General features: G+C 72.8%; 9 protein-coding genes and 2 pseudogenes. 6 read left to right on the top strand and 5 right to left on the bottom strand.

Features of this window, described 5'->3' with window-relative positions; all coding sequences use genetic code 11:
• Positions 1-316: 316 nt before the first annotated feature.
• Positions 317-1564, bottom strand: coding sequence for a glycogen synthase (gene glgA, locus ACQ95T_RS11355; RefSeq protein WP_425943498.1), 1248 nt, complete (start codon positions 1562-1564; stop codon positions 317-319).
• 118 nt (positions 1565-1682) lie between these two features.
• On the opposite strand from glgA, the gene glgC reads away from it, so the two are divergent.
• Entirely contained in the window at positions 1683-2939 is a 1257-nt protein-coding gene (gene glgC / locus ACQ95T_RS11360; protein ID WP_425943500.1) for a glucose-1-phosphate adenylyltransferase, read from the top strand.
• Between the two features lie 136 nt (positions 2940-3075).
• Here the strand turns inward: glgC and fabI are convergent.
• Both fabI and fabG read right to left on the bottom strand, forming a co-directional pair.
• A pseudogene (fabI, locus tag ACQ95T_RS11365) lies at positions 3076-3838 on the bottom strand (enoyl-ACP reductase FabI).
• Between the two features lie 66 nt (positions 3839-3904).
• Positions 3905-4573 (bottom strand): 3-oxoacyl-ACP reductase FabG, encoded by a 669-nt coding sequence (gene fabG, locus ACQ95T_RS11370; protein WP_431473825.1) that lies wholly within the window; start codon positions 4571-4573, stop codon positions 3905-3907.
• A gap of 128 nt (positions 4574-4701) precedes the next feature.
• Between fabG and ACQ95T_RS11375 the strand changes: the two genes are divergently transcribed.
• The 3 genes from ACQ95T_RS11375 to ACQ95T_RS11385 are packed head-to-tail and all read left to right on the top strand — an operon-like array spanning position 4702 to position 6387.
• Positions 4702-5196, top strand: a complete 495-nt coding sequence (locus ACQ95T_RS11375; protein WP_431472942.1) for a DUF3099 domain-containing protein — start codon at positions 4702-4704, stop codon at positions 5194-5196.
• Positions 5193-5447 carry a hypothetical protein gene (locus ACQ95T_RS11380; RefSeq protein ID WP_425943508.1) on the top strand — a complete coding sequence of 85 codons (255 nt, stop codon included), beginning with the start codon at positions 5193-5195 and terminating at the stop codon, positions 5445-5447. The genes ACQ95T_RS11375 and ACQ95T_RS11380 overlap by 4 nt, the downstream gene beginning before the upstream one ends.
• 10 nt (positions 5448-5457) lie before the next feature.
• The gene (locus ACQ95T_RS11385; protein ID WP_431472943.1) at positions 5458-6387 is read left to right on the top strand and encodes an SURF1 family cytochrome oxidase biogenesis protein; all 930 of its coding nucleotides are present in this window, start codon (positions 5458-5460) and stop codon (positions 6385-6387) included.
• Here ACQ95T_RS11385 and ACQ95T_RS11390 read toward each other — a convergent pair.
• Together ACQ95T_RS11390 and ACQ95T_RS11395 are read right to left on the bottom strand one after the other, a co-directional pair.
• Entirely contained in the window at positions 6351-8189 is a 1839-nt protein-coding gene (locus tag ACQ95T_RS11390; RefSeq protein WP_431472944.1) for an ABC transporter ATP-binding protein, read from the bottom strand. The two genes, ACQ95T_RS11385 and ACQ95T_RS11390, sit on opposite strands and share 37 nt — an antisense overlap.
• 85 nt (positions 8190-8274) lie before the next feature.
• The gene (locus ACQ95T_RS11395; protein ID WP_425943514.1) at positions 8275-9873 is read right to left on the bottom strand and encodes an ABC-F family ATP-binding cassette domain-containing protein; all 1599 of its coding nucleotides are present in this window, start codon (positions 9871-9873) and stop codon (positions 8275-8277) included.
• A gap of 163 nt (positions 9874-10036) precedes the next feature.
• On the opposite strand from ACQ95T_RS11395, the gene ypfJ reads away from it, so the two are divergent.
• Positions 10037-10921: a KPN_02809 family neutral zinc metallopeptidase gene (ypfJ, locus tag ACQ95T_RS11400; protein WP_425943516.1), complete on the top strand. Its 885-nt coding sequence runs from the start codon at positions 10037-10039 to the stop codon at positions 10919-10921.
• A gap of 160 nt (positions 10922-11081) precedes the next feature.
• Positions 11082-12426 (top strand): annotated as a pseudogene (locus ACQ95T_RS11405) (dicarboxylate/amino acid:cation symporter).
• Positions 12427-12446 lie beyond the last annotated feature (20 nt).

The following is a 12446-nucleotide window of genomic DNA, read 5'->3' on the forward strand; positions in this document are numbered from 1 at the left end:
TGTGGGCCGGCGAGGGTGCCGTGCTGACCGGACGGGTGGCTCTCGACCGGTACGGCCTTTCGGCCGACCCGATCGACACGGATCCACGTCCAGGCAGGGGGAGCCGCACCGCGACCGGGGGCCTGACGACGGACACAGCCGGAGGGCTTGTTGCAGGAACGGGGCCCCAGCACGCGACCCGCCGCAGCGGCGGCGGGCACGGTGCGCGACACGCCGGGACCGGAAGCCCCCCTGTGCGCGACACGCCGGGACCGGAGGCCCCCCTGTGCACGACACGCCGGCTGCGACACCGGCGCCGCACCTGACGCGAGCGGGGTCAGCCCAGCTGGGGCAGCTGCGGGGCGCGGCCCTCCAGCACGGCCCGGTAGACCTCGACGGTCCGCTCGGCGATCGTCGTCCAGGCGAACTGCTCGACCGCCCGACGACGCCCGGCCTCGCCCCGGCGGGCGGCCTCCTCCGGGTCCGAGAGGGCCGCGACGATCGCCTCGCCCAGGTCCGCCACGAACCGGTCCTCGTCCACCGGGGTCCCGGTCCCGTCGGTGACCTGCTCGATCGGGACCAGCCAGCCGGTCTCACCGTCGAGCACGACCTCGGGGATGCCGCCGGTGGCGGTGGCCACGACCGGCGCCCCGCAGGCCATCGCCTCGAGGTTGACGATCCCCAGCGGCTCGTAGACCGAGGGGCACAGGAAGACCGTCGCGTGCGACAGCACGGCGATCACCTTCTCGCGCGGCAGCATCTCTCCGATCCAGACGACCGGCGCCGCCCCCTCGCCCCGGTCCGAGCGCAGCTGGTCGACCAGACCGACGACCTCGGTCTCGATCTCCTTCGTGTCCGGAGCACCGGCCAGCAGGACGACCTGCACGTCGTCGTCGACGGACCGCAGCGCACGCAGCAGGTAGGGCAGCCCCTTCTGCCGGGTGATGCGGCCCAGGAACACCGCCGTGCGCGCCTGCGGGTCCAGGCCCTGGGACCGGACGAACTCCGCGGCCTCCTCGGAGGTGTCCCGCCGCCACAGCTCGCTGTCGATCCCGTTGTGCACCACGTGGACCTTGCCCGGGTCGACCGAGGGGTAGGCCGCGAGAATGTCGCGGCGCATGCCCGCGGAGACGGCGACGATCCCGGCCGCCCCCTCGTAGGACACCTTCTCGGCCATCGAGCTGATGCCGTACCCGCCGCCCAGCTGCTCGGCCTTCCACGGCCGCAGCGGCTCCAGGCTGTGCGCGCTGACCACGTGCGGGATGTCTGCCAGGAGCCCTCCGAGGTGACCGCCCAGGTTGGCGTACCAGGTGTGCGAGTGCACCAGGTCGGCCCCTCCCCCGGCCACGTCGTGGGCCATCAGCAGGTCGACCCCCAGCGTGCGCAGCGCCCCGTTGGCCTCCTCGAGGCCGGGGGGCACGGCATACCCGGCGGTGTCCTCCTCCTCGACGGGGTCGTCGAAGGCGCGCACCTGCACCTGCACCCCCTCCAGGCTCCGGAGGGCGCGGGTCAGCTCGGCCACGTGCACCCCCGCTCCTCCGTAGATGTGGGGCGGGTACTCGCGGGTGAGGATGTCGATGCGCACACGACCAACCTAGTGGTGCCGGGCGCGGCACGACCAGGGGTGCCGGGTATGCCGCCCGCCCCGCCCGGGGGGGCCGCCCCCCTCGCCAAGGGTCGCCCGCAGGCCATAGGGTCGTGCCATGGCAGCGCAGCGCGGTTCGCGTCTCAAGGTCCTGGCGATCGTCCTGGCGGGCGGGGAGGGCAAGCGGCTGATGCCCCTCACCGCCGACCGGGCCAAGCCTGCGGTCCCCTTCGGAGGGATCTACCGGCTCATCGACTTCGCCCTGTCGAACATCGTCAACTCCGGCTACCTGAAGGTGGTCGTGCTGACGCAGTACAAGTCGCACTCCCTGGACGCCCACATCACCAAGACGTGGCGCATGTCGACCCTGCTGGGCAACTACGTCGCCCCGGTGCCGGCGCAGCAGCGCGTGGGCAAGCAGTGGTTCGCCGGCTCGGCGGACGCCATCTTCCAGAGCCTGAACCTCATGCACGACGAGAAGCCCGACATCGTCGTCGTGGTCGGAGCCGACCACGTCTACCGGATGGACTTCTCCCAGATGGTGGCCCAGCACGTCGAGAGCGGCGCCGACTGCACGGTCGCCGCGATCCGCCAGCCGATCTCGCTGGCCGACCAGTTCGGAGTCATCGAGGTCGACCCGGAGGACCCGCGCCGCATCAAGGAGTTCCTGGAGAAGCCGACCTCCCCGCAGGGGCTGCCGGACGCCCCCGACGAGGTCCTGGCCTCGATGGGCAACTACGTCTTCTCCGCGGACGCCCTGGAGCGGTCGGTCATCGAGGACTCCCAGAAGGAGGACTCCTCCCACGACATGGGCGGGGACATCGTCCCGTCGTTCGTGGACGCCGGCGAGGGCTGGGTCTACGACTTCAAGGACAACGACATCCCGGGGGCGACCGACCGCGACCGCGGCTACTGGCGCGACGTGGGGACGATCGACTCCTACTACGAGGCCCACATGGACCTGGTCTCGGTGCACCCGGTGTTCAACATCTACAACGAGGCCTGGCCGATCTACACCAACTACGGCCCGCAGCCGCCGGCGAAGTTCGTGCACGGCTCCGGCGACCGGATCGGCCACGCGGTCAACTCCGCGGTCTCGCCGGGCTGCGTCATCTCCGGCTCCACGGTCAGCGACTCCGTCCTCTCACCCCGGGTGAAGGTGCACAGCTTCAGCCACGTCACCCGCTCGGTCCTCATGGACGGGGTCGAGGTCGGCCGGTCCTGCCAGATCCACCGGGCGATCATCGACAAGGGCGTCTTCGTCCCGGCCGGCGTGCACATCGGCGTGGACCGCGACCAGGATCTGGCCCGGGGATTCACCGTGACCGACTCCGGCATCACCGTGGTCGGCAAGGGGACGATCATCGAGGGCTGAGCCCCCGACCCGCCGGCGCCACAGTCCGCACCAGGTGGCGCCATACGCCGACCTGCAGCCGGAACACGTCCTGCAGCGGGTTCCTCCCCGCTGCAGGACGTGTTTCTCGCTCCGGGTGCGTCGAGAGCCAGGCCCGCTAGAAGCCCGTGGCGTGGTAGCCGCCGTCGACGTGCACGATCTCGCCCGTCGTCGCCGGGAACCAGTCGGACAGCAGGGCCACGCACGCCTGCGCGGCGGGCACCGGGTCCTTGACGTCCCAGCCCAGCGGGGCGTGCTCGCCCCACCTGGCGAACTGCTGGAAGTCCGGGATGGACTTGGCCGCGGTCGTGGCGATCGGGCCGGCGGAGACCAGGTTGGAGCGGATGCCCTGCGGGCCGAGGTCGCGGGCGAGGTAGCGGCTGGTGGACTCGAAGGCCGCCTTGGCCACGCCCATCCAGTCGTACATCGGCCAGGCGTACTGCGCGTCGAAGGTGAGCCCGACCACGGACCCGCCCGGCCCCATGCGCGGCAGGCAGGCGGCGGCCAGAGCCTTGAGCGAGTAGGCGCTGACGTGCACCGCGGTCGCGACGTCCTCCCACGGGGCCTGCATGAAGTCGAAGGCCCCCTTGGGGGCGAACCCGATCGAGTGCAGCACGCCGTCGAGGTGGTCGACGTGCTCGCCCACGCGCTCGGCCAGCGTGTCGAGGTGCTCGGTGTCGGTGACGTCGAGCTCGACGACCGGGGCCGGCTGCGGCAGCCGCTTGGCGATGGTCTGGGTGATGGGTGATGCGGAAGGTGCGGCCGAAGGAGGTCAGCACGACCTCGGCACCCTGCTCCTGGGCCATACGGGCCACGTGGAAGGCGATCGAGGAGTCCATGAGGACACCGGTGATGAGGATCTTCTTGCCGTCGAGGAGCATGGGCGAGACTCTAGTGCGTGGCCGCCCGCAGTCGTCGGAGGCGGCGTGACCGGGACGGACGCGCCGTCAGTGCCCCATCCCCAGCCCACCGTCCACCGGAACCACCGCACCGCTGATGTATGCCGCGTCCGGCCCGGCGAGGAAGCGCACCACGTGCGCGACCTCCTCGGGGGTGGCGAAGCGGCCGGCCGGGATCTGCGAGAGGTAGGTCTTCTGGAGGTCCTCGGGCAGCTCGTCGGTCATCTCGGTCCGCACGAACCCCGGCGCCACGACGTTGGCGGTGATGCCGCGCCCGCCCAGCTCGCGGGTGATCGAGCGCGCCAGCCCCACCAGCCCGGCCTTGGAGGCCGCGTAGTTGGTCTGCCCGGCCGAGCCGAGCAGCCCGACGACGGAGGAGACGAGGATGATCCGTCCGGCCCGGGCCCGGATCATTCCCTTGACCGCCCGCCGGGCACAGCGGAAGGCCCCCGTGAGGTTGGTGTCCAGGACCGCCTCGAAGTCCTCGTCGCTCATCCGCATGAGCAGCCCGTCACGGGTGATGCCCGCGTTGGCGACGAGCACCTCCACGGGCCGGCCGAGGATCTCCTCGGCCCGGGTGAACGCCGCGTCCACGCTCTCGCTGTCGGTGACCTCGCAGCGCACCCCCTGCAGACCCTCCGGCGGCTCACCGCTGCGGTGGGTGACCACCACGTCGTGGCCGTCCGCGGCGAAGGCCCGGGCGATGGCCAGCCCGATCCCGCGGTTGCCGCCGGTGACGAGGACGGCCTGGGGCCTGGGCCCGGCGGCGTCGGCGGAGGGGGCGGCGGACTCGGTGGCGGGGGTGGGAGCACTCACGGAGGTCACGGTAGTCGTATCGTGGACAGGTGCCCACCCCTGCCAGACCCGGCCCGGCGAGGCGTCCCGTCCAGGCGGTGACGTCGGCCCGTGCGTCGGTGGAGGCCGACCGCAGCCGCCGGATGCGCAGCTACCTGGTCGCCATGGGGATCCGGACCGCCTCCTTCCCGCTCGCGGTGTGGGCCATCGTCTCGGAGTGGTACCTCGTCGGCTCGCTGCTCGTCGCGGCGGCGGTCGTGCTCCCCTCCGTGGCCGTCATGGTGGCCAACGCGGTCGACCGCCGGACCAGCGTGACCGGGCCGGCACCCCTGTCCCCGGTGCGGGGGCTGGGGCCCGCCCCCGCTCCGGGACCGGTCTCGGGCGCGGCCGACGAACCCGGGTCCGGTGACCCCGCGACCGGTGCGGCCGCGGGCCGCCCGTCCGGGGTCGCAGACCGCCCCACCGCGGACGACGACGGCCCGATCGTGGGCACCGTGGTCTCCAGCCGTCCGCTGGACGACCCGGAGCACCGGGAGGCCTCGTGACCGGCGGGCTCCTCGGCGGACCGGGCCCTGGACCGCTCCCGCCGGACCGTCTGGCCTGCAGCGCGAAGGGCTGCCGCCGCCGCGCGGACTCGGCGGTGCGGTGGCGCAACCCCCGGCTGCACGACGCCGACCGGCGCAAGGTGTGGCTCGCCTGCCCCGACCACCGCGAGCACCTGCGGGACTTCGTCCAGCTGCGCGGCTTCCTCATCGACGTGGTCCCGGTCGAGGACCTCACGGAGGCGGACGGCTGAGGTGCTCTCCGTGCTGCGGCGACCCCGGTGGATCGCCTACCTCCTGCTCGCCGTGCTCTTCGGCGTGGCCGCCGCCGGCCTGGGGGCGTGGCAGTGGCAGCGGCACCAGGAGAAGGTCGAGCGCCGCGACCTCGTCGAGGCCAACTACGACGCCCCGGCCGTGCCCCTGGGCGAGGTGCTGCGTCCCGACGGGACCCTGCCGCCGGACCAGCAGTGGCGCCGGGTGCAGGTGGAGGGGGAGTATGCCGCCTCCGACCAGCACCTCGTGCGCAACCGCCCCTATCAGGGCGTCTTCGGGTACGAGGTGCTCGTCCCGCTGGCTACCGGGGAGGACGCCGCGCTGGCGGTGGACCGAGGCTGGGTCCGGAACGCGGAGACGGCGGCCACCGAGCCCGAGGTGCCCCCGCCTCCCGCCGGACCGGTGACGGTCACCGGGTGGCTGCGTCCCTCGGAGCCGGACCTGGGCCGGGACCTCCCGGAGGGCCAGCTGGCCTCCGTCGACGTGCCCGGGCTGGCCGGGGCGACCGGGCAGCCGCTCGTCGGGGCCTACCTGATCCTGGAGGCCGAGGAGCCGCCCCCGACGGACCGACCCGCGCCGCTGGCCCGTCCGGACACCCGGCTCGGTTCGCACTTCGCCTACGCGCTGCAGTGGTGGCTGACGGTGCCCGTGGGGCTGGTGCTCGTCCTCGTCATGGCGCGGCAGACCGCGCGTGAGGAGCGGCGGGGCGAGACCGCCGACGACCGGGCCTCGGGCGCAGCAGCCGGCCGCGCAGGGTGCGGATCTGGGACGAGGAGGACGCCTGAGGACCACTCCCGGAAGGGGGCTCACTCCGGCGAACGAGGCTCACTCCCGCGAACGGGGGCTCACTCCCGCGAACGGGGGCTCACTCCCGGAACTGGGGCTCACTCCCGGAACTGGGTGTCGTGCAGCGTCCGGTAGAGGCCGCCCTCGGCGAGCAGCTGCTCGTGGGTGCCCCGCTGCACCACCCGGCCGTGCTGGAGCACGAGGATGAGGTCGGCGTCGCGCACGGTGGAGAGCCGGTGGGCGATGACGATGGACGTCCGACCGGCCAGGGCCTGGTCCAGGGCGCGCTGGACGGCTGCCTCGGACTCGCTGTCCAGGTGGGCCGTCGCCTCGTCGAGGACGACGACGGACGGCGACTTCAGCAGCAGCCGGGCGATCGCCAGCCGCTGCTTCTCGCCGCCGGACAACCGGTGGCCGCGGTCGCCGACGACGGTCTCCAGCCCGTCGGGCAGCCGCCGGACCAGGTCCTCGATCCGGGCGCCGCGCAGGGCCTGCCACAGCTCCTCCTCGGTCGCCGAGGGGCGGGCGTAGAGCAGGTTCACGCGCACGCTGTCGTTGAACATGTGCGCCTCCTGGGTGACCACGCCCACGGTGCGGCGCAGCGAGTCCATCGAGGCCTCGCGCAGGTCCACCCCGCCGATCCGGACCGCTCCCCCGGTGGGGTCGTGCAGGCGGGCCACCAGGTTGGTCAGCGTCGTCTTGCCCGCCCCGGAGGGCCCCACGAGGGCCACCATCGACCCCGCCGGCACCTGCACGTCGACGTGCTCCAGCACCGGACGCCCGTCCAGGGTCTCCGCCTCGGGCCGCTGCTCCAGGGAGGCCAGGGACACCTCGTCGGCCGCCGGGTAGGCGAAGGACACGTCCTCGAGCGCGACCCCGACCGGACCGTCGGGGATGTCCACCGGGTCGTCGGCCTCGCGGACGAGGGGTCGCAGGTCGAGGACCTCGAAGATCCGCTCGAAGGAGACCAGCGCGGTCATGATGTCGACCCGCACGTTGGACAGCGCGGTCAGGGGTCCGTAGAGCCGCGACAGCAGGGCGGCCATCGCGACGAGCGTGCCGACGGTCAGCTCACCGGCCACGGCCATGAGCCCACCCATGCCGTAGACGAGCGCGGTCGCCAGCGAGGCGACCAGGCCCAGACCGGCCATGAAGACGACCCGGTTGACCGCGATGGCCACCCCGGCGTCACGCACCCCCTTGGCGCGCACGGCGTACTGCGCGTCCTCCTCCTCGGGCCGGCCGAAAAGACGCACCAGGAGGGCACCGGCGACGTTGAACCGCTCGGTCATCCGGGTGTGCATGTCCGCGTTCAGCCCCATCTGCTGACGGGTCAGGGCCGAGAGCCGGGCACCCATGAACCGCGCCGGGACGAGGAAGATCGGCAGCAGCAGCAGCGCGAGCACGGTGATCTGCCAGCTCATCGACAGCAGGGCCGCGAGGATGAGGACCAGCTGGACGACGTTGCTCACCAGGCCCGAGAGGATCGAGGTGAACGCCGTCTGCGCCCCGATGACGTCGCTGTTGAGCCGGCTGACCAGCGCTCCGGTCTGGGCCCGGGTGAAGAAGGCGATCGGCTGGCGCAGGACGTGGGAGAAGACCTCCGCGCGCAGGTCGAGGATGAGCCCTTCGCCGATCCGCGACCCCAGCCACCGGCTGACCACGGTCACGAGGGTCTCCAGGAAGGCGATCCCGGCGACGACCAGTCCGAGCCGCACGACCACGTCCCGGTCGCCGACCTCCACGCCGTTGTCGATGATCTGCCGCAGCAGCAGCGGCACGGCGGTGACGAGCACGCCCGCGAGGATGGTCAGGGCCAGGTAGACGACGATCTCGCGCAGGAACGGGCGGCCGTAGCCCAGCACCCGCCGCGCGGTGCCGGCCTCCAGCCGGTGGTCGCGGACGGAGGGGTCCTTGGTGAAGCTGCGGTAGGTCATGCCCCCCGCGCATCCCGGTGCCGATGGTCATCCGCGCTCCTTCTCCGGCGCGCCCGGGGGGGGCGTGCCGCTCGTCCGTGGCCGGTCAGGCCAGCGCGATCAGGTCCTCGTAGTCCCGTCCCCAGAGGTCCTCGACCCCGTCGGGGAGCAGCAGGACCCGCTCGGGCTCGAGCGCCTGGACCGCGCCCTCGTCGTGGCTGACGAGGACGACCGCACCCTCGTAGGAGCGCAGCGCGGACAGGACTTCTTCCCGGGAGGCGGGGTCGAGGTTGTTGGTGGGCTCGTCCAGGAGCAGCACGTTGGCCGCGGAGACGACGAGGATCGCCAGGGCCAGCCGGGTCTTCTCCCCGCCGGAGAGCACGCCGGCCGGCTTCTCGACGTCGTCCCCGGTGAAGAGGAAGGACCCGAGCACCTTGCGGGTCGCGGTCTCGTCGAGGTCCGGCGCGGCGGACTTCATGTTCTGCAGCACCGACCGGTGCACGTCGAGGGTCTCGTGCTCCTGGGCGTAGTAGCCCAGCTTGAGCCCGTGGCCGGGCACGACCTCGCCGGTGTCCGGCGCGTCCACCCCGGCGAGCAGGCGCAGCAGGGTGGTCTTGCCCGCCCCGTTGAGGCCCAGCACCACGACCCGGGAGCCGCGGTCGATCGCCAGGTCGACGTCGGTGAAGATCTCCAACGAGCCGTAGGAGCGGGAGAGCCCCTCGGCGGTGAGCGGCGTCCGTCCGCACGGCGCGGGCGTGGGGAAGCGCAGCTTGGCGACCTTGTCGGACGCCCGCTCCCCCTCCAGCCCGGCGAGCATCTTCTCGGCCCGGCGGGCCATGTTCTGCGCCGCGACGGCCTTGGTCGCCTTGGCGCGCATCTTGTCGGCCTGGGCCATGAGGGCCGCGGCCTTCTTCTCGGTGTTGGCCCGCTCCCGGTGCCGGCGGCGCTCGTCGGCCTCGCGCTGGGCCAGGTAGGCCTTCCACCCCATGTTGTAGACGTCGAGCACCTGCCGGTTGGCGTCGAGGTAGAAGACCTTGTTGACGACCGTGTCGATGAGGCTGACGTCGTGGGAGATGATCACCAGTCCGCCGACGTAGCTGCGCAGGTGGTCGCGCAGCCAGACCACCGAGTCCGCGTCCAGGTGGTTCGTGGGCTCGTCCAGGAGCAGGGTGGAGGCCCCGGAGAAGAGGATCCGCGCCAGCTCGATCCGCCGGCGCTGACCGCCGGAGAGGGTGTGGAGCGGCTGGGCCAGCACGCGGTCGGGCAGACCGAGGGAGCTGGCGACCGACGCCGCCTCCGCCTCGGCGGCATACCCTCCCCGGGCGGTGAACCGGGCCTCCAGGCGCCCGTAGCGCTCCATCGCCTGCTCGCGCACCTGGCCCTCCCCGGCGGCCATCTGCTCCTCGGCGCGGCGCATCCCGCGGATCACCTCGTCCAGGCCGCGGGCCGAGAGGATGCGGTCGCGGCCGAGCACGCCCAGGTCGCCGGTGCGCGGGTCCTGCGGGAGGTAGCCGACGTCCCCCGTGCGGGTGACGGTCCCGCCGGCCGGATCGCCCTGGCCGGCGAGGATGCGCGTCAGCGTGGTCTTGCCCGCCCCGTTGCGGCCCACCAGACCCACGCGGTCGCCCGGGCCGACACGGAAGGAGACGTCCTCCATGAGCAGGCGGGAGCCCACGCGCACCTCGACGCCGCTGGCGGTGATCATGGCGGGTCCCTCCTCCGGGGCGCGACGACGACCCCGGGCGGGATCAGGACGTGGATGGTGGTCGGCCCGCACCTGTGGGTGCGGCGCGGCGACCAGGGTGGTTAGTCTACGCGCTAGGCGTGCGGTCGCCCGACCGGCGCAGGAGAACGGCAGAGGCGGACAGATGACCTTCAGGGAGAACGCCAACATCGGCTCGGGCGCGGCCCGGCGCGGAGGTGGCGGCGGCGGCGGCCTGGCCGTCGGCGGCGGCATCGGCACCGTCCTGCTCGCCCTGGTCGTGATGCTCTTCGGCGGCGACCCGGGCGCCATCCTCGGCGGTGGGGGCGGTCAGACGCAGTCGTCGGCGGAGAACGTCGAGCTGGCCGAGTGCCAGACGGGGGCCGACGCGAACGAGGACGTGGACTGCCGGATGAAGGCCACGATGGTCTCCCTCGTGGACTACTGGGACCAGGTCGCCCCCGACGCCGGGGCCACCGAGGCCATCATCTTCACGGGCCAGGTGAACACCGGCTGCGGCACCGCCAGCAGCCAGGTCGGCCCGTTCTACTGCCCGGTGGACAGCACGATCTACCTCGACACCGGGTTCTTCTCCCAGATGGAGAGCCAGCTGGGAGCCGACGGCGGCAACTTCAGCCAGATGTACGTCCTGGCCCACGAGTACGGCCACCACGTCCAGAACTACACCGGTGCCCTGCGCGCGTCCCAGCAGGACCAGCAGGGCCCCGAGTCCGGCGCCGTCCGGGTCGAGCTCCAGGCCGACTGCTTCGCGGGGGCCTGGGCGGGCAACGCCACCCGCACCCGCGACGCCGACGGCAACCTGCTGCTGGAGCCGTTGAGCCGGGAGGACATCGAGTCCGCCCTGTCGGCGGCCGCGGCGGTTGGCGACGACTCCATCCAGGAGCGCATGCAGGGTCAGGTGACCCCGCACACCTGGACGCACGGCTCCTCCGAGCAGCGGATGGGCTGGTTCATGCGCGGCTACGACTCGGGCGACCCGAACCAGTGCGACGTGCTCAACGCCGGCAGCGTGGACGACTACGACGCCTGACCGCTCATAACTGGTGACTCAGATCACCATAAGCGAGCGGAATGACCAGCGGGTGCGGGCAGTTGGTCCCCGGTGTCGCACCGACGTCCGGGACCAGCGCGAGCGTCCTGGGCGGGTGCGGCACGGCATCCCTGTCCGTCCGCCCCGAAAGGCCGCTTACGTGCTCTCCCGTCTCCCCCGGGTGTCCTTCGGCACCCAGGTCCTCATCGGCCTCGTGCTCGGTGTGGTGCTGGGCCTGGTGGCCCGCGCCACCGGCGCCAGCGCCGAGAACCCGACCTGGCTCTCCGAGACCCTCGCCATCATCGGCTCCACCTTCGTCACCCTGCTGCGCACCCTGGTGCCGCCGTTGGTCTTCCTGGCCATCGTCTCCAGCATCGCCAACCTGCGCGAGGTCACCGACGCCGCCCGCCTGGCGTGGAACACCCTGCTGTGGTTCGCGATCACCGCTCTCGTCTCCGTCGCCATCGGCCTCGTCGTGGGGTGGGTCGTCGACCCTGCGCGCGGCGCCGGCGTCAGCGCCGCCGACGCCGCCGAGCCCTCCCGCACCGGCTCCTGGCTCGACTTCCTCACCGGCATCGTGCCGGCCAACGTGCTCGGCCTGGGGCGCGCGCGGCGGCGACGACGGCGAGGTGTCGCTGTCCTTCAGCGTGCTCCAGATCCTCGTGCTGGCCATCGCGGTCGGCATCGCCGTCATCAAGGTGGGTCGGGAGGCCGAGCCGTTCCTCACCTTCACCCGCTCGGCCCTGACGGTCGTGCAGAAGGTCCTGTGGTGGGTCATCCTGCTCGCCCCGCTGGCGACCGTCGGCCTGCTCGGCAACGCGGTCGTGTCCTACGGCTGGACGACGATCGGCTCCCTGGGCCGCTTCACGCTGGCCGTCTACGTCGGCCTGCTGCTCGTCATCGGCGTGCTCTACCCGGTCCTGCTGCGGATGCACGGCCTGTCGGTGCGGCAGTTCTTCACCGGCGCGTGGCCGGCGATCCAGCTCGCCTTCGTCTCCCGCTCCTCGATCGGCACGCTGCCGGTCACCCAGGCGGTCACCGAGCGCAACCTCGGCGTCCCGCGGGCCTACTCCTCCTTCGCGGTGCCGCTCGGCGCGACGACGAAGATGGACGGCTGCGCCGCCGTCTACCCGGCGATCGCGGCGATCTTCGTCGCCCAGTTCTTCGGGGTCAGCCTGGGCGTGACCGACTACCTGCTCATCGCCTTCGTCGCGGTCATCGGCTCGGCGGCCACCGCCGGCGTCACCGGTGCCACCGTCATGCTGACGCTGACGCTGTCGACGCTGGGCCTGCCCCTGGAGGGCGTGGGCCTGCTGCTGGCGGTCGACCCGATCCTGGACATGGGCCGCACCGCGACCAACGTCGCCGGGCAGGCGCTCGTGCCCACGATCGTGGCCAAGCGTCAGGGCATCCTCGACCGGGAGCGCTACGACGCCCCCCGCGAGGGCGACCCGTGGCGCCGGGACGACCGCGACGCCGTCGAGCCGGTGGCCGTCGCCGGCTGAGCCCGCCCGACGCCCCCGGC

The sequence above is a fragment of the Ornithinimicrobium carbonis genome (assembly GCF_050703245.1).
In the GTDB taxonomy this organism is placed as follows: domain Bacteria; phylum Actinomycetota; class Actinomycetes; order Actinomycetales; family Dermatophilaceae; genus Ornithinicoccus.